General features: G+C 37.9%; 31 protein-coding genes, 1 pseudogene and 1 other annotated feature. All 32 genes and pseudogenes read right to left on the reverse strand.

The features are described 5' to 3' along the window. Positions 1 to 9 precede the first annotated feature (9 nt). Positions 10 to 828 carry a tryptophan synthase subunit alpha gene (gene trpA / locus E2H97_RS07120; RefSeq protein WP_133406504.1) on the reverse strand — a complete coding sequence of 273 codons (819 nt, stop codon included), beginning with the start codon at positions 826 to 828 and terminating at the stop codon, positions 10 to 12. A gap of 3 nt (positions 829 to 831) precedes the next feature. Next, positions 832 to 2,034: a tryptophan synthase subunit beta gene (trpB, locus tag E2H97_RS07125; RefSeq protein ID WP_133406505.1), complete on the reverse strand. Its 1,203-nt coding sequence runs from the start codon at positions 2,032 to 2,034 to the stop codon at positions 832 to 834. 13 nt (positions 2,035 to 2,047) lie between these two features. Further along, positions 2,048 to 3,436 (reverse strand): bifunctional indole-3-glycerol-phosphate synthase TrpC/phosphoribosylanthranilate isomerase TrpF, encoded by a 1,389-nt coding sequence (gene trpCF / locus E2H97_RS07130; RefSeq protein WP_133406506.1) that lies wholly within the window; start codon positions 3,434 to 3,436, stop codon positions 2,048 to 2,050. Positions 3,437 to 3,438: 2 nt separating this feature from the next. Next, positions 3,439 to 4,458 carry an anthranilate phosphoribosyltransferase gene (gene trpD / locus E2H97_RS07135; protein WP_133406507.1) on the reverse strand — a complete coding sequence of 340 codons (1,020 nt, stop codon included), beginning with the start codon at positions 4,456 to 4,458 and terminating at the stop codon, positions 3,439 to 3,441. 1 nt (position 4,459) lies between these two features. After that, entirely contained in the window at positions 4,460 to 5,047 is a 588-nt protein-coding gene (locus tag E2H97_RS07140; RefSeq protein WP_133406508.1) for an aminodeoxychorismate/anthranilate synthase component II, read from the reverse strand. Further along, positions 5,044 to 6,585 carry an anthranilate synthase component 1 gene (locus E2H97_RS07145; protein ID WP_133406509.1) on the reverse strand — a complete coding sequence of 514 codons (1,542 nt, stop codon included), beginning with the start codon at positions 6,583 to 6,585 and terminating at the stop codon, positions 5,044 to 5,046. Before E2H97_RS07145 ends, E2H97_RS07140 begins: the two co-directional genes overlap by 4 nt. Positions 6,586 to 6,613: 28 nt before the next feature. Beyond that, positions 6,614 to 6,726: a sequence feature (Trp leader region), on the reverse strand. 195 nt (positions 6,727 to 6,921) lie between these two features. After that, positions 6,922 to 7,119, reverse strand: coding sequence for a YHS domain-containing protein (locus E2H97_RS07150; protein WP_133406510.1), 198 nt, complete (start codon positions 7,117 to 7,119; stop codon positions 6,922 to 6,924). Positions 7,120 to 7,401: 282 nt separating this feature from the next. Continuing rightward, positions 7,402 to 8,253 carry an RluA family pseudouridine synthase gene (locus tag E2H97_RS07155; protein ID WP_133406511.1) on the reverse strand — a complete coding sequence of 284 codons (852 nt, stop codon included), beginning with the start codon at positions 8,251 to 8,253 and terminating at the stop codon, positions 7,402 to 7,404. 159 nt (positions 8,254 to 8,412) lie between these two features. Next, positions 8,413 to 8,652: a hypothetical protein gene (locus tag E2H97_RS07160; RefSeq protein WP_133406512.1), complete on the reverse strand. Its 240-nt coding sequence runs from the start codon at positions 8,650 to 8,652 to the stop codon at positions 8,413 to 8,415. 71 nt (positions 8,653 to 8,723) lie between these two features. Then, positions 8,724 to 9,188: a pyrimidine dimer DNA glycosylase/endonuclease V gene (locus tag E2H97_RS07165; protein WP_133406513.1), complete on the reverse strand. Its 465-nt coding sequence runs from the start codon at positions 9,186 to 9,188 to the stop codon at positions 8,724 to 8,726. 76 nt (positions 9,189 to 9,264) lie between these two features. Continuing rightward, on the reverse strand, positions 9,265 to 9,468 hold the full coding sequence (locus tag E2H97_RS07170; RefSeq protein ID WP_133406514.1) for a transporter suffix domain-containing protein: 204 nt from the start codon (positions 9,466 to 9,468) through the stop codon (positions 9,265 to 9,267). A gap of 179 nt (positions 9,469 to 9,647) precedes the next feature. Next, positions 9,648 to 10,076 carry a hypothetical protein gene (locus E2H97_RS07175; protein ID WP_133406515.1) on the reverse strand — a complete coding sequence of 143 codons (429 nt, stop codon included), beginning with the start codon at positions 10,074 to 10,076 and terminating at the stop codon, positions 9,648 to 9,650. 125 nt (positions 10,077 to 10,201) lie between these two features. Then, positions 10,202 to 10,597: pseudogene (locus E2H97_RS07180) on the reverse strand (transposase); the annotation flags it as partial. A gap of 6 nt (positions 10,598 to 10,603) precedes the next feature. Then, a complete protein-coding gene (locus tag E2H97_RS07185; protein ID WP_133408585.1) occupies positions 10,604 to 11,734 on the reverse strand; it encodes an ISAs1 family transposase in 1,131 nt (376 codons plus the stop codon). Between the two features lie 145 nt (positions 11,735 to 11,879). Further along, positions 11,880 to 12,212, reverse strand: a complete 333-nt coding sequence (locus E2H97_RS07190; protein ID WP_133406516.1) for a hypothetical protein — start codon at positions 12,210 to 12,212, stop codon at positions 11,880 to 11,882. A 123-nt stretch (positions 12,213 to 12,335) separates the two neighbouring features. Beyond that, positions 12,336 to 12,587, reverse strand: a complete 252-nt coding sequence (locus E2H97_RS07195; protein WP_133406517.1) for a hypothetical protein — start codon at positions 12,585 to 12,587, stop codon at positions 12,336 to 12,338. A 121-nt stretch (positions 12,588 to 12,708) separates the two neighbouring features. Next, the gene (locus E2H97_RS07200) at positions 12,709 to 13,173 is read right to left on the reverse strand and encodes a nuclear transport factor 2 family protein (protein ID WP_133406518.1); all 465 of its coding nucleotides are present in this window, start codon (positions 13,171 to 13,173) and stop codon (positions 12,709 to 12,711) included. Positions 13,174 to 13,282: 109 nt separating this feature from the next. Continuing rightward, a complete protein-coding gene (locus tag E2H97_RS07205) occupies positions 13,283 to 13,699 on the reverse strand; it encodes a hypothetical protein (RefSeq protein WP_133406519.1) in 417 nt (138 codons plus the stop codon). Positions 13,700 to 13,780: 81 nt separating this feature from the next. Then, entirely contained in the window at positions 13,781 to 14,251 is a 471-nt protein-coding gene (locus E2H97_RS07210; RefSeq protein WP_133406520.1) for a hypothetical protein, read from the reverse strand. 88 nt (positions 14,252 to 14,339) lie between these two features. Then, complete coding sequence (locus E2H97_RS07215; RefSeq protein ID WP_133406521.1) at positions 14,340 to 14,687, reverse strand: hypothetical protein; 348 nt, start codon at positions 14,685 to 14,687, stop codon at positions 14,340 to 14,342. Positions 14,688 to 15,129: 442 nt separating this feature from the next. Then, complete coding sequence (locus E2H97_RS07220) at positions 15,130 to 15,507, reverse strand: hypothetical protein (protein WP_133406522.1); 378 nt, start codon at positions 15,505 to 15,507, stop codon at positions 15,130 to 15,132. 114 nt (positions 15,508 to 15,621) lie between these two features. Then, the gene (locus E2H97_RS07225; RefSeq protein ID WP_133406523.1) at positions 15,622 to 16,035 is read right to left on the reverse strand and encodes a hypothetical protein; all 414 of its coding nucleotides are present in this window, start codon (positions 16,033 to 16,035) and stop codon (positions 15,622 to 15,624) included. A 90-nt stretch (positions 16,036 to 16,125) separates the two neighbouring features. Next, positions 16,126 to 16,518, reverse strand: a complete 393-nt coding sequence (locus E2H97_RS07230; protein ID WP_133406524.1) for a hypothetical protein — start codon at positions 16,516 to 16,518, stop codon at positions 16,126 to 16,128. A gap of 71 nt (positions 16,519 to 16,589) precedes the next feature. Further along, on the reverse strand, positions 16,590 to 17,273 hold the full coding sequence (locus tag E2H97_RS07235) for a DUF4145 domain-containing protein (protein WP_133406525.1): 684 nt from the start codon (positions 17,271 to 17,273) through the stop codon (positions 16,590 to 16,592). A gap of 69 nt (positions 17,274 to 17,342) precedes the next feature. Next, positions 17,343 to 18,062: a hypothetical protein gene (locus E2H97_RS07240; RefSeq protein ID WP_133406526.1), complete on the reverse strand. Its 720-nt coding sequence runs from the start codon at positions 18,060 to 18,062 to the stop codon at positions 17,343 to 17,345. Between the two features lie 111 nt (positions 18,063 to 18,173). After that, a complete protein-coding gene (locus E2H97_RS07245; protein WP_133406527.1) occupies positions 18,174 to 18,698 on the reverse strand; it encodes a hypothetical protein in 525 nt (174 codons plus the stop codon). Between the two features lie 135 nt (positions 18,699 to 18,833). Next, on the reverse strand, positions 18,834 to 19,220 hold the full coding sequence (locus E2H97_RS07250; RefSeq protein ID WP_133406528.1) for a DUF2306 domain-containing protein: 387 nt from the start codon (positions 19,218 to 19,220) through the stop codon (positions 18,834 to 18,836). Positions 19,221 to 19,749: 529 nt separating this feature from the next. Further along, complete coding sequence (locus E2H97_RS07255) at positions 19,750 to 19,995, reverse strand: hypothetical protein (RefSeq protein WP_133406529.1); 246 nt, start codon at positions 19,993 to 19,995, stop codon at positions 19,750 to 19,752. Positions 19,996 to 20,114: 119 nt separating this feature from the next. Beyond that, positions 20,115 to 20,738: a hypothetical protein gene (locus E2H97_RS07260; RefSeq protein WP_133406530.1), complete on the reverse strand. Its 624-nt coding sequence runs from the start codon at positions 20,736 to 20,738 to the stop codon at positions 20,115 to 20,117. Positions 20,739 to 20,860: 122 nt separating this feature from the next. Next, positions 20,861 to 21,241: a hypothetical protein gene (locus E2H97_RS07265; protein WP_148669338.1), complete on the reverse strand. Its 381-nt coding sequence runs from the start codon at positions 21,239 to 21,241 to the stop codon at positions 20,861 to 20,863. A 118-nt stretch (positions 21,242 to 21,359) separates the two neighbouring features. Then, positions 21,360 to 21,686 carry an Imm32 family immunity protein gene (locus tag E2H97_RS07270; protein WP_148669339.1) on the reverse strand — a complete coding sequence of 109 codons (327 nt, stop codon included), beginning with the start codon at positions 21,684 to 21,686 and terminating at the stop codon, positions 21,360 to 21,362. A gap of 392 nt (positions 21,687 to 22,078) precedes the next feature. After that, a complete protein-coding gene (locus E2H97_RS07275; protein ID WP_133406533.1) occupies positions 22,079 to 22,726 on the reverse strand; it encodes a glutathione S-transferase family protein in 648 nt (215 codons plus the stop codon). Between the last annotated feature and the right edge of the window lie 65 nt (positions 22,727 to 22,791).

The following is a 22,791-nucleotide window of genomic DNA, read 5'->3' on the forward strand; positions in this document are numbered from 1 at the left end:
AATCATTTATTAATCAAGATTAATAGTTGCCGCTTTCATTGAGCTGATGAACTGACTCAGCTCTTTTAGCATACTTTCGTTATCGGCTAAATTAGCCTCAATGATTTTGACCACAGCCGATCCTGAAATTGCCCCCGCTGCACCAGAGCGAATTGCTTGGGCTACTTGCTCTGGTGTTGAAATACCAAAACCTAAAATAGCTGGTGGAGCATTATACTGTTTTAAGCTCGCTAGAATATGTTCAACTGGCATTCCAGCTTTAGTTTCGGTGCCTGTTACACCAGCACGAGATAATAAATAAGTATAACCGTCACCTATTTCACTGACTTGTTTGAGTAAATCATCATTAGCATTTGGCGGTGCTATAAAAATTGGTGCAATATCATGAGCTTTGGCAATCTCTCTAAACTCTGCAGATTCTTCAACGGGTACATCGGCGATTAACACTGAATCAACTCCAGCTTGTTGGCAGTTGGTATAAAAGTTCTCAATACCATTGCTATAGACCAAATTTGCATAGGTTAATAAGCCGACAGGAGTGTCTGGGTAATTTTTCCTTACTTTTGCAAGCAGCTCAAAACAAGCTGTGGGGGTGACATCAGAGTTTAAAGCGCGAATGTTCGCGGCTTGAATGACTGGCCCATCAGCGAGTGGATCAGAAAAGGGTAGCCCAAGCTCAAGCGCATCAGCACCAGATTCAATTAGAGTTTGAATGATCTTATATGACTGTTCTAAATTCGGATCGCCTATGGTGACAAAAGGAACGAAGGCACCTTGTTGTTTCGCTTTTAAATCCTCAAAGACTTTTTGGTATCGAGTTTGGCTCATGTGTTATTCCTCAAGGATTGATGTTTGATTTTCAAGAAGTTTTGATACAGAAAAGATATCTTTATCTCCTCGGCCTGATAAGTTCACAACCAGTAAGGTATCCTCTGTCGCTTGCTGTGCCATTTTATAGGCATAAGCTAAAGCATGTGATGATTCTAGCGCGGGAATAATACCTTCTGATTTTGCTAATAATTGGAATGCTTTTAAAGCTTCGTCATCGGTAGCCGACACATAAGTGCCACGACCAGATGCATGTAGCTCAGCATGTTGAGGCCCCACTGATGGAAAGTCTAGCCCTGCGGAAACCGAATAAGATTCTTCAACTTGACCATGTTCATTTTGCATTAGCGGAGATTTCATACCAAAGAATATTCCCGTTCTTCCATGAACCAAAGGCGCACCATGCATTGGCGTATCAATGCCTTTGCCAGCTGGTTCAACGCCAATTAATGCTACGCTTTGTTCTTCGATAAAATCAGCAAAGAGCCCAATAGCATTAGAACCACCACCAACACATGCAATGACAGCATCAGGTAATTTGCCTTCTTTTTCTAATATTTGTTGTTTGGCTTCCTCTCCAATCATCTTTTGAAATTCACGAACGATAGTTGGATAAGGATGAGGGCCAGCCGCTGTACCAAGTAAATAGTGAGCCTTATCATAGTTACCCGTCCAGTCGCGCATGGCTTCGTTACAGGCATCTTTTAAGGTTGCAGCACCAGCGGTTACAGGGATAACTTCAGCTCCCATTAATTTCATACGAAATACGTTAGGCGATTGACGCTCAACATCTTTGGCACCCATATATACTTTGCATTTTAAGCCTAATAAAGCGCAAGCCAAAGCTGTTGCAACGCCATGTTGCCCAGCTCCTGTTTCGGCAATGATTTCTTTTTTACCCATGCGCTTAGCCAGTAATGCTTGACCTAATACCTGATTAGTTTTGTGAGCGCCACCATGAAGTAAGTCTTCTCGTTTTAGATAAATTTTGACTTTAGGGTTGGGGCTAAAGTTACGGGTTAAGGTTAGTGCTGTTGGTCGTCCAGCGTAATCCTTGAGTAATGAAAGAAACTCTTGTTGAAACTCTGGGTCAGACTGGGCATCAATAAACGCTTGCTCTAATTTCTGCAGGGCAGGCATTAGGGTTTGGGGAACGAATGCACCACCAAACTCACTGAAATAAGGATTTAATTTAAATGTCGTCATGGTGATTTATGCCTTAATAGTTTCTTAATAGGGTAAACACTTGTTGGATCTTTTCTGCATCTTTGATCCCTGCGGATGCTTCTAAACCAGAGTTAAAATCTAATCCGTAAAATCCTTGATTCATTGCTTCGGTGGCGTTTTTAGGCGAAAGTCCCCCCGCCAACCAAGTACTGGATTTACTATCAATTGGCATGGTCCAATCAAACGCATCGCCTGTACCGCCAAATTGATCTTGGCTTTTGGTGTCTAACAACAGTCTATCCGAATTGTTCACTACAAAATGGACTTGATTATTTTCATCAACTGCAACGGCTTTGGTGACTTTTGTCGATAATCCTGAAATGGTAAAACGAGCTTTAAGCTGCTGAATAAAATCAGTTGATTCCTTGCCGTGAAGCTGAACAGAGTGTAAACCAAGCCTGTGGCTTAGAGAGACGATATCATCAATGCTTTGGTCAACAAACACACCTACAAAATTGAGCCCTCTCTGAGCATGGCGATGATGTTCTGTAATACTCGCCGCAGTCTCTGGTGAAACGTAACGAGGAGATTTTGGGGTAAATATGAATCCGATGTGAGTCGCACCAGCGTTGGCTGCAGCTGAACTGTCTTCGATGCGAGTTATCCCACAGACTTTGTTATTGCCATAAACGAGTTGACGACAAGCAAGGTCTAAATCACCTTCAGCCATCAATGAACTTCCAACTAAAAATCCATTAACTAAAGGAGCGAGTTGTTTCACTTGCTGATTGGTGTAAATGCCTGACTCACTGACAATGATTTTGTCTTTACCGATTAGAGGAGCAAGTTTACGCGTTGTATCTAAATCAGTAGAAAGATCACGAAGGTTGCGGTTATTGATACCAATGATTGCAGCATCTAAGTTAATTGCGCGTTGAAGCTCCTCTTCATTAGAGACTTCCGTTAAAATATCCAGTTGATATTGTTTGGCAATGGTAGCTAGAGCTTGGTATTGCTCATCACCTAAAACCGATAGCATTAATAAAATTGCATCTGCGCCATGATGAGCGGCCAATTTAATTTGATAACCGTCAACAATAAAGTCTTTGCATAAAATAGGTTGGTTAACCAGCTTTCTCACTATGGCTAAGTTTTCAAAGCTGCCTTGAAAAAACTGCTCATCGGTAAGTACAGAAATTGCGCTGGCGTAACGACGGTAAATGCTACAGATTTCTCCAAGGTGAAAATCTTCACGGATCAAACCTTTAGAAGGACTTGCTTTTTTACACTCAAAAATAAAACCGGTTGGTTCTTCTTTTAGGGTGTCATATAAGCTTTTAAGTGAAATTTTTGGTTGTAATTGTTCTTCAGGGTATCGAACTTTCAGCTGTTCAATATGTTCAACCTTAGTCGCAACAATTGTTTGTAAAATCGTAGACATTCTTACTTCTCCAAACCTGCAATAAGCAGAGCTAACTTTTTATAGCCTGCATCTGTATTCAAAATTTGTAATGCGCGTTGTACGCCTTCTTTTGGTGAATTGGCGAGTCCACTAAGGTAGATCGCACCGCCAGCATTAGCGGCAACGGCTGCAATATGAGCAGGCTTTCCTTGCCCAGATAATATTTGGCGACTGATTTGAGCGTTTTCAGCAGGCGTTCCGCCTTGTAATTCTTTTACTTGGTACTTGTCTAGGCCTAAAGAGTTAGGCGTGAGCAAAGAAGTTGTTAGTTGTCCATCTTTGAGTTCACAAACAAAGGTTTCTCCATGCACCGCAACCTCGTCCAAGCCACAACCATGAACCACCATCGCACGCTTTACACCAAGATTTAGTAGTACCTTTGCAATAGGTTCGACTAATAATTCATCATAAACGCCAAGCAAAATAGCATCAGGTCTGGCAGGATTAACTAATGGGCCGAGTAAATTAAAAATGGTGCGTGTTTTTAGTTCCTTGCGAACAGTGGCGGCATATTTAAAGCCACTATGATAAGTAGGAGCAAACAAGAAACTGATCCCTGTTTTCGCTAATAACTGGCTGGCAACTTCTGGGGATATGCTTACATCCACGCCTAATTGGGATAAAACATCAGATGAGCCTGATTTACTTGATACCCCTTTATTACCGTGTTTTGCAATATTTGCTCCAGCCGCAGCAGCCACAAATGCAGCTGTGGTGGATATGTTGATGGTATTAAAGCCATCTCCACCAGTTCCGACAATATCTACAATATTTGAGACATTATTGCGATTAAACGCTTTTGCATGAGCAAGCGAAGCTTCGGCCGCACCACATATTTCGTCAACGGTTTCTCCGCGTACTTTCATCGCCGTGAGTAAACCTGCTAGTTGTATGTCATTAACTTGATTGGTAATGATGTCATCAAAAACACATTTCATTTGCTCGCGATTTAAAGACTGTCCATTAAACACTTTCTGAAATAATGCTTGGCTGTTGTTCATTTTACTCTCCTGAAAAAGTGCTTAAATAAGTTAATGATTGAATTAATAGCTCACTACCACGAGTCGTTAAAATTGATTCGGGGTGAAACTGAAATCCGAGAACTGGATGCTGTTTATGGGCAATAGCCATAGGCAAACTTTCGGTGTAGGCAATCACCTCAAGACTACTTGGAACTTGGGTTGCCACTAAACTGTGGTATCGAGCAACCGGTAAAGGTGAAGGCAATTCACCAAACACTTTATGCATTGTGTGATTAATAGGGCTGGCTTTACCATGAACGGTTTGAGGTGCTTTATCTACCTTACCACCGTAGTGTTCTACTAAGGCTTGATGACCTAAGCAGATCCCAAGAATAGGTAATTGACCAGAAACCAATTCGATAAGCTTCATCATACAGCCTGCATTTTTTGGTGCACCTGGGCCGGGAGATAAAACCAGAACAGCATCATTATCGGCTAGAATTTTTTCAGCGAGATATTCAGCATTTAAATCATTGCGATAAATGTATACCTGATGACCCAAGCTACGAAATTGATCAACTAAGTTGTAGGTGAAGGAATCAAAGTTATCTAATAGGTAAATGTTCATAGTCCACCTCCAAGTTGGATAGCTGAAATAACGGCTTGGGCTTTTTGACGGGTTTCATCGGCTTCGGCTTGTGGGTCTGAGTCAAACACCACTCCAGCTCCTGCTTGGATATGGGCAATGTCATCTTTTACATAGGCGGAGCGGATCACGATACAAGTGTCCATGTCTCCATGAGAATTGATATAACCCACTGCGCCTCCGTAGCTACCTCTACGCTGACCTTCAACTTGCCTGATCAATTGGCTGGCCTTAATTTTTGGTGCTCCGGTTAATGTACCCATATTCATGCAAGCTTGGTATGCATGAAGGGCGTCTAGTTGTGGTTGAAGTTGACCTGTAATTCGACTGACCAAATGCATGACATGTGAATAGCGATCAACTTTAAGTAACTCTGGAACTTTGCGAGTCCCTGCTTGGCTGATTCGAGCGATATCATTTCGTCCTAAATCGACTAGCATCAAATGTTCTGCCAATTCTTTTTTGTCTAACCTTAACTCAAGCTCTATACGGCAGTCTAAATCGGCATCAATGTTGCCATGCTCGTCTTTGCCACGCTTTCTTGTTCCGGCAATAGGGTAGATTTCCACTTGATTTGAGTCTGCTTCATATTTCAGGGCACTCTCAGGAGATGCACCAAACAAAGTGAAGTCTTCACCACGGAAATAGAACATATATGGGCTTGGGTTTGTCTGTTTAAGCTTACTATATGCTCCCAGTGTATTAGGGCAGGGCAAACTAAAACTACGAGAAGGAACAATTTGAAAAATATCGCCTTCAATGATGTGTTGCTTAAGTTCAGAAACGTGATTTTTAAATGTTTCGTCGCACATATTTACGCTGGGTTCAGCATCAACACACGTTGCTGATAAAGCTGCTGGTGGCATTTGTGTTAGGTGCATAATTTGCTGCGAACGATCGGCTAATTTCGCGGTATTGGATTCATCAAAATTAAATGAATAGGTCGTTAAACAGGCTTTCTTTTGGGTGTGGTCTAAAGTAATAAGTTGTTCTGCTAGATAGAAAACATAATCAGGTGTTTGATTATCTCCTTGTTTCACTTTAGGTAAAGATTCTATGCAAGCGATAAAATCGAAAGCAAATACACCGCCAAGAAATATTGGTTGGTGTTCAGACGTTTTTTCGTCAAGGTTAAGAATGGCACGAAGCCCATCTAATGGAGATTGAGCTAATAACTTTTGGTCTTCATCTAAAACATCGTGGTTTGGTTCAAGTGTGATAATTAAGCTCTTGCCAGTTAATTGCTGCTCAAGGTTTTCAAATTTAAGTGCTATTTGTGGGAGTAAGTATTGGCTATTTTTAGTCAAAGCTACAAAAGTTAAGATTTGATCGTCGCAACGAATCATCATTGCTGCATCTGTCATTATAAGACTTTTAAGATGAGCTTTACTGTCTATCTCTGCAGATTCTAACAGCATAGAATGGCTACAATTTTGGGTAACCAATTGATATAAACTCAATGGATCGGCTTGATAGCTGATCTTATTATTTACCGCCGAAAATTGAAGCTTACTTTTCATTTCTAGCACCTATTATTAAAATTGAAGCATAAAAAAACCCGCATTTTGCGGGTTTTATGTGTCTTATTCTGTTTGCTTTATTTATTTTGCATGCACAGCATCACACTACCCGCGATTGAGGAAGTGCCACCACCAGTTGATGATTTGAAGAGCTGCATTAAAATTCATGTGTTTAGTAATATATAAAATAAAGTCAAAATGTATTTATAGGAAACACCAGCTTGCGCTAAGTGTCAACACTTTTTACGTTAAACCGCTTTTAATATTGATACCAATTAAGTATTACCCCATGATTAATAACAGTTTTTAGACTCTAAAAGACATATTTTTATTCGTTTATTTATCATACTTTTTTCTTAAGATACCGTCAAAATACTGTGTGTCATTGGGTCTATCTTCAAAGTTTTCTTCAAAGTCATCACGACAATTTGGGTTACAAAAGCCAACAATATAGCCTCGATATTCAGTCAACGAGTCTTCTTTAACCGCTTTGCCTGAACGCGGACAAAAATTATTAATTGTTTTTGATGCCATAGTTAGTGAATCCTATAAGGGTTATGCACATGCAAACTATACTTATTTGCGGAAAATAGCTGCTTTACAAGGTATTTGGGCTACTTACAGTGCGAATCAATACACTAAAGATTGGTGATACGAATCTTGCTTTGACTGTTGAGAGCATAAGTATTCAGAAAGAAGTACAAATACTCAGAACTTTTCTAACATTAACGCTAGATAGTCTAATATCTATGCAATTTGATATTTTGTCAATGTATGACAGAGGGAAGATTTTCTGTCAGAGAAGGAATCAATAACTCACAGGCACAATCTTAACGTATCATCAAGAACAAAGTTGTATCTTTGCTTAGTGATAGGGCATACGAATGCCAGTAAAACAGATTGCAATTGAAGATCCCTTGATTCATCACCAGCCAAGCCGTGCAGCCTATCTCCTACAATTGGAAAGCCAATATAGCTCAAATGTTTTCGGATCTGATGTTTTCGTCCAGTGAGTAATTTCACATCAACCAATGAGTATTTTTCGTTTTTATTTACAAATGAGAAAATACTCGAAGAAGGTTTATCATCAATGGGATGTTCTACTAAATAATTTTGAGGAATAGTTGAAAAATCACCATGAACAATAGCCTGATATCGTTTATCAATTTGTCTTGAACTAAACATTTCAGAAAATAGGCGAGCAGCCTTTTTTGTATGGCAAAGTAAAATGAGGCCAGAAGTCGCTCGATCAAGCCGGTGGACTAAAAAAACTGGCCGTTCATTTTTACCAGATATTTTGTGAAAATTAGTCTCAACCCAACGATTAATACTCAAGTGATCTACCCAACGACTACCTTGGCAATTGAGTCCATAAGGTTTAAACCAGACGCTGAATACATCACCATCAAAAATTAGTTTTGGCACGGATGGTGATTGCTGTAGTAGCTCGGCGTTGTAATTCAGCTCTAGCTTATCACCTGATAATAAAGGTTTACTTGCGCGTCTCAAACGTTGTTTACTTTTACCTCTACATAACCATACTGCTCCTTTTTGCATTGCGTCCTTTATTTGAGCTTGTGAGAGTTGTGATGACGAAGCAAGTAACAGACTCGCCTTTCGATGACAATTACTCTCATCAATTGATATGGTTAATTCTAAAGTATCCATGATTACCGCAGTTCGAGAAGCGAGTTGTGCATTATATACATTTATTACTGAGTAGTAAGGAGTGTTTAGTTGAAATCTATGAGTTGATTTACATGTAGGAATAATTGCCTTGTAGCATGGCAGATCGAATGATTACTTTTGCCTTTCTGTTAAGCCTAATTATTTGGTGTCAGTACTTGATTTCTCGGGTGTGTCGTTACAAATCGAACAACTATTACCATTTTTAGAGTGATATAGTCTTGTACAAATAAAGACACTTGTAGCAATAAATGACCAAATGGCAGCAGCTAAAATAGCGTGGTAGGTTTCATAGTCTTTAAAATAATAAACTGCCCATAACAACAAAAAGACAACTGTAAATACCTTAGTTGCTCGTAAAAACCAAAATTTTAAACTCATAATCTAATCTCCTTGATTATTGAATAAGTTAATCTAGTTTTCTCGCTTGCTGGTGAAGTAGCTATTCGGTTTTAATGGATCCAAAAAGGAATTTTTCTTTTGGTCCATTTAGCAAATTGCATCTTTTCACCGATGTAAAATTGTCTGTAAGCTAATACAGCGTCATTTATATTTTTGTACTTTTCTGGCATTGCCTGTGGAAAAGGGGTCAATCCTTTTCTTTCATATTTGAACTCTTCAAGTTCAGGCAATACAGAAATTGATTTATGATCGTTTGCTTTATCAAAGCGGTATCTATATTCGTTGTTAAGCTCTACAGCTAGAGTTCGAAGCCACTCAAAATTGTCGTAAGACTCTTCGACCCATAATACACAAGGGTGATTCATATGAGTCGATTTATAAGGTGTAACAAAGCCTTTCTTATTAAGGGCTGTACAAAGCAGTTGAACACTTTCAAGGATCATTTTTATAGCATGTTGATCACAGTGATATTGTGCACACTTTTTTATGTTAGTATCAAGAATAAATATATTCATTCTTCAGTCAAAATAGACTTTGATTACTTCTAGTTTAATTGATGTCTGCTATTTTTCGACTCATTCTTGAGTTTTATTACGCTTGAATAAGCTTTTGAACTTTTCGATTATTTCTTTCCCAAGAAGCAAAACTATAAAAAAATACTTCCCCAGCAACAATAAGGCCTGTCGTAAAAGCTGCTATTTGTGCTTTGCTTATATCTATAAACGGCAATATTGGTATCGCACACCAAGCTAAAATAGATAAAATCAGTAAGGAGTAACCGAGTACTTTTTTCATAGTCAATAAAAGGACGATAAACAGAAACCCTATATTTTATCACAAGACAGGCAATACGAACTTATTTCCCGAGTTAGGTGTATGGGCTATAAGTGATCCTCTCTGCGTCCGATTAACGGGCAAGCGGTGTCTGGCAAAATTAGGAGTGCAGCGAAGGAGCCAAGCAGTATTTGTTCTTGTTATATACCACAACGATCACTTCTAATTTGTAAATTAAACTGTGGTTTTTTGTAGCTATCTGTCTTTTCTTTGACATCAATAGAAACATAGCCGCCTTTTTTTAAATACTGCAAAAGTTTCTCGTTATTACACACTTTGTCCACTAAAAAGTCTTCAAAATCACCTTTTGAATTTTGGCTATTCCCATTTCTTTTTTTTGTATTGGAACTAAACAAGAAATGAAATGCATTATCTGATTTTCCAGCATATTGCAATTGGAGATAATTATGTTCAAAATAATTTGAATACTCTTCATTTTTTTCATTGTCTTGAATTTCAGGAAAAAAACTCCAGATAGCTAAGTAGGATATTCCAATCAAGAAAATTCCAATGATAACCTTTGCTTCATTTAGCTTGTACCACTTAATAAATTTGAGTGGGTTAAACATTGCACGTCCTTGGAATATGACGCCCATTTAATGGGCAAATGGTGTTTGGCTATAATTTTGGAACGCAGTGACAAAAGCCAAACAGTATTTGTGATCTTGCCCCGAAAAAGTGGACACATTCCACTTTAAATTACTGCCTGTTCAAATTCGACAGGCGTTCTATATCCTAAGCTTGAATGTAAGCGTTGTCTATTATAGAAATAGTTTAAGTAACTCTTTAAAGGCTTCAGTAACTCATTGAAGGTTCTAAACTTATTCCCTCTAATGATGTCACCTTTCATAGAATGAAAAAATGACTCAACTTCCGCATTGTCTGTACAGTGACCAGGTCGATTCATACTCGGCTCAATCTGGTGTTTTTTCAGAAATGCTTGAACCACTTTGGCTCGATACTCAGCCCCTCTATCGGTATGAAACAAAATGGTTTTATCAGTCTTCCTGTTTTTAAGTGCAGTCTTTAATGCTTTAAGTGTCAGCTCAGTAGTTTTATTTTTCCCAAAAGCCCAGCCTATGATACCACGGAAAGATTACGAAAGCTCTTGCCCTGCAAGGACTTGAGCTAGGTAACTTGTACTCATTGCTGCTTTCTTTTGCTTTCTCTTTAAACCGGCTTTAAAGGTTGTTTCTTTATTGAGTAAATTCAGCGCTACATGACGTATGTTTGAAAACACTTCTGGTGCTTCACCTCGTCGTATACGACAATCATCCTCTCGCATCGCAACATCCAATTTCCAGTGAAGCTTATTTTCTATATGCCAATGCGACCTTACAGCTTCAGCAAACTTCTTCGGCGTTAATTTAGCTGAGCTAATGAAGTATCGAATTGTAGCGTCTGTGGGAACTTCACCTTCGTTATTTCTAAAGGAAATACTGATTCCCAATGTTTGTAGCCCTGGCCATTCAAAGCCTAAATCAACAAACTCTCCAAAAGTTTCACAGGTTATGTGCATTCGAGTTTCTTCACGCCCGTGTGCCTTTTCGTTTGTTGTAAAATATTCACCATTCCATTTCTGAAGTTTATCCATAGAGAAATGTTTGATAAAGGTTTCTTCTAAGCGCTTATGATTACCTTTTACTGCAAGCAAGTAGTCGGCATTTTTATCTAAGATTGTTTGAGCTATTTGCTTCTGACAGCCCATTGCATCAATGGTTACAATGCAACCTCTAATGTCTAATAGTTTTAGTAACTCTGGGATTGCTGTAATTTCGTTAGACTTTTCAGCCGTTTTTATTTGTCCAAGCACGACATTATTCGCTGTAGAAAAAGCACTCACCATATGAATAGGGCCAAGCCGCTTTGCTTTGTTATATGAACGACGAACGGTCTTACCGTCAATGGCGACAACATCGCCTTTAGTCACTTCATGACAAGCTTGCATCCAATCAATAAAACATTGTTGGAACTGCTTTGCACTAATGCTGCTAATCACTCTGGCAATGGTATCGTGAGCGGGAATTCCATTATCAAAATCTCCATAATTCTGAAGCCAGTCAAGTCGTTCATGACCGAAGTCTTCAACTTCTTCCCAACCTTCAGCACCAGCAATAACACCACAAATGGTGAGTAGCAAAATATCTGTTAGCTTGTGATCAATCTTCCAGTCCTGTCGTGGGTCTCTGATTGTAGAAAGTTGTTGAATCAAATCATGGCCGTTCATAAGAAATCTCATACTCTAAAAAGAAGTATAAGATCACAGTGAGATATAAAAGAAAAGCTAAATTTCTAAATCTGCGGAAAACTAGCTGTGACGGGGTGTTTCATGATCTTTCCCTATATTTGTCCCTGTTGAATTGCTTGTTATGTTACCGTCTTTTGATTACGTTGCCATCTTTGTCACGCCAACCTTCAATTTCGGGGGTTGAAAGCAAGTATGCATGAAAAGTGATAATACCGTGTTTTTTACGAATACTTTCCGCCCAAAAAATACCTGCAATAAAACCAATTGCTGAAACGCCATACACAACATTTAGTGCGGTATCGAAATCAAGAAAGTAAAAACTAACCAAACTGAACATACAAAATAGAGCGGTTGCCGCAAATACGATTTGGAAATACAGCCATGCAAATATTAGCCATGCTGTTAAGTGTAAGTAGCCTTCAAGTGGCTTGATAATTAATAATTTCAGAAACTTCATGCAATTCCATTTGGTAACATAACGCCCAGTTAACGGGCAAATGGTGTTTGGCTACAATTTTGGAGCGCAGCGACAAAAGCCAAACAGTATTTGTCCTGTTGAACTGCTTGTTATACGCAACCTTTAATCATTGTCAGAGCTAAATAAGCTACCAAAACCTTGTATTAGCATATTTAAAATACCATTTATTAAATCTTCATCTTCAGGAGAATGGTTCTGAGCATGAGCTGGTTTGTTTTCATTTCTTGATTCAACGCTGTCACTGATACCGCTACCAAGTGCGTCAAGAGATTTTTCAACTTGTAGGCTTGTGCAACCAATAGACAAAAACAAAAGTGATAACATTGAAACTTTTTTGAAAAAAGCAATGGACATACGATACAACTCCTTTGCGTATAACGCCGCATTAACGGGCGGAAAATTGTTGGCTATAATTTGCGACGCAGGAGCAAAGCCAACGATTTTGCGTCCTGTTGAATGCCTTGTTATACGCACATTACCCAGCATGCCTGCGTATACGTTTTATTAGCCCTGATTTATCAAACTCCAATGAAACGATATTGGTACTGCTGTAGTTAATGAATCTATCTAAATGAAAAGGCTTAACTTTTGCTGATTCGGTATAGTTAATAAATACAACATTAGCGCCAACCATAATTGTATTAATTTTGATATTACTGCAAGCAATCTCATCCTTTAACTTTGCAACCATATCTTTTCTAAGGCTGGATTTGTTTGTATATGTGAAATTGTGCTTTATATGCTCGTCAACAAACTCGTTTGCGAGCAAAGATATGAAATGATCAATATCCTTAGTTGACGAGTTTGGTTGTTGGCGGGCATTTTTAGCAGCAATAAAATCTTTTGCCTTATCTAATAATTGCTCTCTTGAAAAAGGCTCTTGAGCGAAACTAAAAAATGAAAGAGCAGTTAATATACATAAGAAGATAAATTTTTGCACGATTCCCTCCGCTGTGCGTATAACGCCGCATTAACGGGCGTAAAATTGTTGGCTATAATTTGCGACGCAGGCGCAAAGCCAACGATTTTGCGTCCTGTTGAATGCCTTGTTATACGCCTTCTGTGTTGAGCTTTAATGACTCATAGTTTTTACACTTAAAATTATTATACAGTTTGTTTACTACTTTGATGTCATCAAGGTGAATCTCGGGTGAGTTTAAGATTTTTCTCAATTCAATTCTGCGTAACGAGGTGAAGCGGTTGAAAGCCATCGAGAATAATAATGGATCTTCATTTAATCGCTTACTGTGTTTGTTCTGTTCGCTAAACGCCCAAATAAAGTTAGAGAACAAATTCATTTGCCTTTCACTACCCAAATCCTTCAAGCCGTTTATAGCGTAATACTCATCTAAAACGTAACACCATGAGGTATGTTCAGTGTAGGTTTTTAGCTTTTCATTACCATACACTGCAGCGGATGTTCCAGCTAAGGAAAATATTGCAATTACTCTTAAAAGTGTTTTCATCAGATACCATGAATGTTTAAAGATAGATTAGCGTATAACGCTTGGTTCAGGTGCGCCGTAGGCGTCACCTGGAACCACTTGTTATGCGTGTTCCTCATATATTGCACATACCAACTTACTTACTGTTCCAAAGCTCAAGTTTGTATGACTTATATTTATATCTTCAGCTAATTTAAAAAGCTCCGATGACATAAGCCTTTTTTGCTTGCTACTTGCCCTCTCGTTAATGCATATAAGTTGATCAGGTAGATCTGAAATAAATATCTGTCCATGTACAATATCATTTCTTTTCGATAATAAATTATTGGCTTTATCTAATTTTTTTGAAAGATCAATAAGTTGATTTGTATTTAACTGTTTTATGCATTTCTGCATCCACTGAATTTTCTTTCGTGTTCCTGCCGTATTGGGACATTCACTTCGAGGAAATCTATCAATAAAAAAAGTACATAAACTCTCGATCTCTCGTTCTAAGTGGGATGCATGTATTACTATGAGACCTATTGCTTCTAATGATTTGTTCATAATGGTCAATTGTTGTTCGGAACGCATAACGCCGCATTAACGGGCGGAAAATTGTTGGCTATAATTTGCGACGCAGGAGCAAAGCCAACGATTTTGCGTCCTGTTGAATGCCTTGTTAGGTGCTTGATTGACGTTTAATTGTACGGTACCAGATTAAACCAAATATCATTGCGGTGACAAAGAGTAACCCGCCTATACCAATATAGATTTTATAAATTGCTCCAACATAGGCTGCTGCATCAACGTGCGCCTCATTAATGCTATCAATAAGCACTAAACCAAGCTTATTGTCTATTTGTAATTCGCCAGATTTCAATTTACTTGCTAGTTCAAGCAAAATTTCATTATTTTTAACATTGCTAACTTTTAGCTCATTTAGTTTTAACCCAACAATACCTGAGCCTATTAATAACAAACTGAACAATACAACTAAACAGTAAAATACTGATATTGAACGTTTCATTACTCTCTCTTTACACCTAACGCTCAGTTAACGGGCAAATGGTGTTTGGCTAAAATTTGGAACGTAGTGACAAAAGCCAAACAGTATTTGTCCTGTTGAACTGCTTGTTATACGTTTGTTTCGGTGTACTTTTCCCATAAAGCCGCCAATAAACCAAATGAAATTGAACAAAATGAAAGCAGCCCTAATGATTTCAATAGACTCCAAAAAGTAACTTCTGATAAAAGCCCACTTAAAACTACTTTTAGCGTAATGAGAAAAAGTAAGGTAACTAAAAATAGTAAAGAAAACTTCCACCAACTATTTAAAAATGGATTCTTCATAAAGACCTAATTAATCCAACTAAACGTATAACGCCCAGTTAACGGGCAAATGGTGTTTGGCTAAAATTTGGAGCGCAGCGACAAAAGCCAAACAGTATTTGTCCCTGTTGAACTGCTTGTTAGTTGTCCATACTCCAGGCTACAACTGCGTTTGATGTTTCAGACTTTATAAAGTTACTTATATCAACTACAAATTGATGTTCAAGCTTTGGGTCTGCAACAATTGATACATTTAGCTCATTACATTCACCGTGTTTGGTTTTTAAATGTTGAACCAAATCGACTTTTGATATTACCTTTGAATCAAAGATAACATTTTTATTTATATCGAGTTTTGCAACGTGATTATCACAACGTTGCAAGCAGCAAACTGCATCACAATTATTACGAGTCAATAACTCAATACCTTTGTCTTTTTTATTGAAGCTTAAAACAGCAAAAACCATCATTAGCGCTAGTAAAACAGAAAGTATTCCAAGTTGTATTGAGTTATTCAATTGACCTCCAAAGGACAACTAACGCCGCATTAACGGGCGCAAAACGTTTGGCTAAAATTTGCGACGCAGGAGCAAAGCCAAACGTTTTTGCGTCCTGTTGAATGCCTTGTTAGGCTATAAGCTGATTACACCGAACATATCCATAGTGAAAAAAGCAATAAAGCCGATAACCGCAAATAAAATTAAATAAAGTGTCGCAATACCAAAGACTTTCCAGCTTGATTGAAATGAATAGCTTTCATTGCTAGCTATTTCAGGTTTATCAAGTTGTGTTTTTATAGCAATCTGTTTTGCCGTTAAGCAATATAAAAGCGGAATAATAATATTTGGAAATTTTTCAGGTAAAAAAGGGAGTAAGGCAAGCATGCATACCAAAAATAATACGCCAAATATGAGAGCTTTCTGTGCTAACTCACTCTTCCCGATACTTGAATAGTTTTTCCATAAAAAATAAATGGCTGCAATGGGACCACCCCAAAAAGAACCCAGAGCAATCTGATTTGGTGAATAGAGTTTAGTAACTTCCAATTTGAATCGTCCTTATTCATTAAATAAAGCCTAACGCCGCATTAACGGGCGGAAAATTGTTGGCTATAATTTGCGACGCAGGAGCAAAAGCTAACGATTTTGCGTCCTGTTGAATGCCTTGTTAGGTACGATGTACTCAAATATTACAATTAAACTGGCTAGGATTAAGCTAATTGCAGAATACTGGTATATTGGCTCATGCGCTAACCCAATTACCATGCCAATGATTAAACCAATACTGCCGAAAATGCTTGGATAAACTGTTAATTTTGTAACTCTAGGAAACATAAAAATAGAAATAATTGCGACAATTAATGAAATAAAACCTGAAATTGCTAAGCCACCCATAAAAAAGCTACCTAAACCACGAAATATTGCATGACCAAAAATCATCAAGCCTAGAAAGCATAGCCAAAACCAAGGTAAGCTTGCAGGTATGACAAGTATGAGAAGCAATATTTTTAGGAATGATGGTCGATTCAACTATTAGTACCTAACGCTTAAATCAGGTGCGCCGTAGGCGTCACCTGGATTTACTTGTTATGTTTCGGTTGCTAACTCATCTCGTTGAGATATTGCTTAGTTAGTAAATGACTTGTAATCCAGTGTTCTACCAATGCAATTAGTGCCTTGAGATCATGAATATCTTTATCTTCCCATTTCCTAACATAATGAGTTTCATCATTTCCTATCCATGCAGCGCGTTTTGCACATTCCTTTATGTTTTCATCAGTGATGAACTCATTAATGCACTGGCCTAACAACTTTTTCTTAATAGATTCTTCTTTATCTTCATGTGTTGAAATGCAAAAATCTTTGACTAGATGCTCTAAAGCTTTTCTGTACCCAACTCCACATATTTGATCTAAACCTATCTTTTCAGCATGTTGTGCCTGACTGAAAATATCACAGTAGCTTGGCGACAACTCTTTAACTGTTTCATTAAAATTATTGCTTATTCTTTCGTATGGAAATGAACCTTGAAAGATATAATCTGTGCGTTTTGTTCCTGGCTTTTCTGAGGTTTGCTCAAACCTACTAATGAAAAGTCTGCCGCATTCACTAACAGGACACTTGAAAACAACTTCAAATTTACCAAGGTTCATTCCAAAATCATCTTGAACCCAATTTGCGGTATCAACATTTATTGGCTCTATTCGTGTGTTGCAAATAGGACAAGAATTAGGAGAACCATTAACTCGTACTGGTCTATTGAGTATTGTTACTTCTTGATGCATGTTGAACTCTTAGTTTAGAAACATAACGCCTAAATCAGGTGCGCCGTAGGCGTCACCTGGATTTACTTGTTAGGCGCGATTTGCACATTCTCGCATTTCTTGTGTTAACTCGCCCCAAAATGCTTTGAGGGCAAGTGAGTATTTTTCTATATCAGACTCTTGGACATATATATCCTCACCTGAAAGAGGATTGAAAACCTGTGACTTTGAATTTGAAAAAGAGCTAAGCATAGATGCAGTAGTGCTGTCAGGATAGAACAGACGTTTATTGATATTTTGCAGATCATCCGAAGAGTCACCTTCGGCATGTTTAATGGAATTCGCTAATAGTCTGAGTTCCTCAATTGCAGCCCATGAGTTGAAACTTTCAATATCAACGCCTGCCTCTTTGAGTGATTTTTTTAACAATTTCTGTTTGAAATACTTTTTATCGTTTGCTTTTTTAATATGAAGTATTTCTTTTCTATGAAACTCCATCAAATGCTGTTCAAAAACATGATAAAGAGTCATAGCAAACATATTTATGAGAGCTTGACGCATACTGCTCATGTTCATGAAATGGTTAATTCCAGTTTCTTCTGCCCATTCGGCAATATGTGAGCTGTCTATGTAATCAGGATATATCTCGTTTCCGAGTCTTTCCCATTCTGACTCAGACTTTTCTTCTGCTTCTCTTTCTATATCTGCAAAAGTTGGGAGCAGCCTTGCCTTTAAAGTGGTTTCAAGAATTTCATATTGAGGGATGTAATTTCTTACAAATATTCTGTCCCAGAATTCTATGTTATGCACGATGTTACCTTTTAGCGCCTAACGCCCAGTTAACGGGCAAATGGTGTTTGGCTATAATTTTGGAACGCAGTGACAAAAGCCAAACAGTATTTGTCCCTGTTGAACTGCTTGTTAGGCACCTGCTAAACGATATGAAATATGCCAACGTTTTGGGGTGGGAATGCGCTTGCTGTTAACAACTCTACCTGAAGATAATTCTATAACTACTCTGAGATTATCATCAAGAAAACAACTGACAGGATGAGTAAAATCCAATTGATACTTTAAGTCTACAGATTCGCCAGCTTCAAGTTTTATTTGTGGAGCATCCATTAGGTCTAGCGTCATAACACCCCACCAAACATTATGATAATACATTGGTTTTATGAATGGTTTTCGAAGGTGAGTGCTTAAAGCTTGTTTAATTGGCTTTGTTTCTTTTACATAACATTCCGTAATATATATAGTTTCAGTGGAGCAATTGGTTAACTTTGCTGAAAATGAATCTTTGTTTTCTTCAATTAAATGAAGTTCCAGAGTAGAAGTAATTTTCAAAGGAAAAAATGAACGATAAAATTTTCGTATAGCAAAGTATCCTCCGATAAAGGCTACAATTGCACTTGAAACAATTACTACATTTTTCAATACGTCGATCATGATTTCTCTATTTAAGTGCCTAACGCCCTGTTAACGGGCAAATGGTGTTTGGCTAAAATTTTGGAGCGCAGCGACAAAAGCCAAACAGTATTTGTCCCTGTTGAACTGATTGTTATGTGACGGTTTAATTTGTACTTAAACGAAAAGCCAATCATGTAATAAACGACCCGGCATAAAAGCGAATGTACCAGCAACAAGCATACCGCCAACGTATAAAGCAACCATACTAGCTTTATGCCTTTTGATATTGCCATTTTTCGCTGAAAAATAAGCTACAGGAACAGCATAAATTGTTAGAAAACTTAATAAATGAATGTATCCGAAATGACCTAAAAATAATGGCCCCACTTGAGCTTGCATGAAAAGAGAGATACATGCTGTTACAAGCATAAGAATCATATAGATTCTCCCAAACCTTTTGTGGATTGGTGTACCTTTTTTTGTAAAGAGAAGATAAGTGCCAATTAAAAACGCTGGAACAACTGTTACCAGATGAATATATGCAAATTCAAGATAGCTCACAAATTAATACTCCTTATTATTCTTATGAGTTACTGCAAATGTATGATTAGTCACATAACGCCCAGTTAACGGGCAAATGGTGTTTGGCTAAAATTTTGGAACGCAGTGACAAAAGCCAAACAGTATTTGTCCTGTTGAACTGCTTGTTATATTACGTCGCTTCAGTTCGACAAAACATACATTTGGGTGGGATTTCAGTATTTCCACCTAGCGAAACAGTTATACCATATGGCTTATAGCAATTTGGACATTTGATATTACCAGTTTTGGTAAGTAAATATATCCACGAAAAAATTACACTAGGAAACAAGATAAAAATCATATAGTCAGGGGTAAAAATAGCAGAGGAAAAGAAAATAATTAAAACAAATATAAAAGACTGTAGGTTGATTATTCTGACTTTACGCTTCAATTCACTCATTGGTAACTCTTAGTAATATAACGCCCGCATAACAGGCAAATACTGGTTGGCTAAAATCCGAAGCGCAGCGTAGGAGCCAACCAGTATTTGTCCTTGTTGATGCGCTTGTTAGTTTTTTTCTGCAACGGATGTGATTTGATTGATTGCTTGCTGTCTTTTTTTCTCATCACAATATTTAGAATTAACCGTTCGTTGCTGAGATGAAATTGAAGCAGAGTAATAATTTTCTTGACACCATTTGGTGCTCTTTGTTGTTACAAGCTCATTGATTTGATTATTCCTTTGAGATTCATAAGTATTAGAACAGCCGATAATTGTAAATATTGACATTAGAAAAGTGCTAAAATTTTTCATATAACTCTCCTTGTATTGAAAACTAACGCCCAGTTAACGGGCAAATAGTGTTTGGCTAAAATTTTGGAACGTAGTGACAAAAGCCAAACACTATTTGTCCTGTTGAACTACTTGTTATATTACAGCTCTTTATACCTAGTTATTGATTGCCCAATAAAAGAATGCTTATATTCTATTATATACTTATTACCATTTATGAAGCTATGTGCTGTATACGTCGGGGCTTTTAAGGCGTGGTGTTCTCCATTTTCAGTTTTTGCTACCAAGTTACATACCTGAATAGTAGCGGTACGATGTGGACACTGAACACTAATTGCTTCTACTTTTACTCTTTTATAGTCTGCAAATGGAACTATATATTTATGAATAATAAAAGATAAACCGTACAAGAGTACAACTCCAACAGTACCTAACAAAAGTAAAATGATAAAATAATTTGATAAATATTCACGCCAAAAAGACCATTTACCCTCATATTTCCCGTGAGAAATATCGTTAATGCACATTGTACTTGGATAGGAATTCGTATTTTTTATTTTGAATTTCTCTCTTTCTAAGAAAATTTCATTAATCTCAGAATTTTTCTTAACTAGTAGGTACGAACAAGGAATTAGCAAAGAAGCAACGAGAAGAAAGCTAAAATAGAAGTGATTAATTTCAAATGATCCCATAAAAGCATCAATCGCGCTGATTACTACATATATCGAAATGGCAGCTGCTATCGAGTTTTTAAGACGATTCATTAGAATTAGCTCAATGTTGACTGTGTAATATAACGCCCAGTTAACGGGCAAATAGTGTTTGGCTATAATTTTGGAACGCAGTGACAAAAGCCAAACAGTATTTGTCCCTGTTTAACTGCTTGTTAGGTGCGTTTGTTTATTGTTAAAAATATGCTATATGCCAATATTCCTGAAATAACAAAACAAAAGATTACACATAACAAAAACAATACGAAATGGTCTGCTGCAGTAAATACAGTACCTTTAACAGCGAATTCACCTTTTTTTAGAGCGTTTACCCCAGCATACAGCATTAAAGGAATTACAAAAATTAGATTGCCAATTGCAACTAACGCTTCCTTTAATGAATATCTAACTTTTGTTGGGTTACTTTCGCCTTGTTCATTTCTTTTTTCTAATTCAATTGTCAGTAACTCGAAACGCTCAGGGTAGCTCTGTTTATCAATAGTAGAAATTGCTTGCTGCAACTCTGACTTTGAATACTTTACATAATCTGGGGTCATAACATCCAATTAGCACCTAACGCCGCATTAACGGGCGGAAAATTGTTGGCTATAATTTGTGACGCAGGAGCAAAGCCAACGATTTTGCGTCCTGTTGAATGCCTTGTTATATGCCAATTTAAGCTACTTTATGCCCGTAAATGACAAGGTGGTTAATTATTTTATGTGACTCTGGGTTGCCGATTAATTCAGTAGTTAATTCATGTCCCCCCCAGTTCTCAGTCATGAAATGGTCATGTGAATTACCTGACTTTTCAGCTTGGGATGCTATTGCTTCTAATCTAGAAGCTAACCAACGAAGCTCTTCTGGCGAGCCATGAATGAATACTTGTTCTGCGTTTTCATCTTTCTCTACAGTAAGCATCTGAAACCTTTTGGCATATAACGCCGCATTAACGGGCGCAAAACGTTGGCTTATACTTTGCGACGCAGGAGCAAAAGCCAACGATTTTGCGTCCTGTTGAATGCCTTGTTATGCGAAGTTACTTTAAACCCAATAGGTTAGGGCACGCAATACCCTTGAACATTTTTACTGCCACGACCAAATGCCAGTGACTATTTGAGCCATTTTTTGTAAGTAAACAAGCTAATGGCGCAATTGATAGTAAGATCTTACTTTATAGGTTGACGCCTATTAGCGTAACGATGCTATTAAGGCGAAAACACAAATGAGTTTTGATAAACGCTGATTTAAGCTGAGATACTTAAATTTCCCAAACAACCAAACCCGAATGAGTGGCAGCCACGCATAACGCCGCATTAAGGTGTGAGCGACGCTTGGCTATACTTGAGCGAAGCGAAAACGCCAAGCGTTGCGAATCACTCTTAAATGCTTTGTTATGAGTATGACTCAAATGGTGTGAGGTCTATACCCTCGGTGTCGCAAACCGCTTTAATCGTTGGGTTCAAACAAAGACGCTTTAAATACGCTGCTAGGTGTTTAAAATCAAGCGGTGACTTTTCAATTGGTAACGACCATTCTGCAAGCATAAACAAGAAGTAATCACACGCGGTTAAGGTGTCACCCAACAAGTATTCATGATGCTCTAACTGGTCGTTGATGATTGACAGTGCATCAGCAATTCTTTCGTCCTGCGCCGCTATTACATTTGGAATGGTCGCTTCATCGTTGGTGTGGCGATGAGGGTAATAGCGAACCATAAGTTCAGCTTGCAGCGTATTATTGAGAAACGCGAGCCATTGATAAAACAAAGGACGAGTCGGCTCACCTAACGATGGCATTAAATCGGATTCAGGGTGCAATTCGCAGATGTGCATACAGATAGCTGGACTTTCGAAAATTGGCTGTTCATTAACAACTAAGGTCGGTATCCGCCCTGCAGGGTTGAGCCTAAGATAATCCGCTGATTTTTGAGAGTTTGATTTTTTATCAACTAACAATAGCTCATAGTCTGCTTTTAAATGATGAAGCAAAAAATGAGGAGCTAGACTCGCATTGTTTGGATAGTAATAAAGCTTGAACAAAATTGACTCCTTGTCTCTAAAATTGCGGATACTCATAACGCCGCATTAACGGGCGGAAAATTGTT

The organism is Parashewanella tropica (assembly GCF_004358445.1).
GTDB classification, from domain to species: Bacteria; Pseudomonadota; Gammaproteobacteria; order Enterobacterales; family Shewanellaceae; genus Parashewanella; species Parashewanella tropica.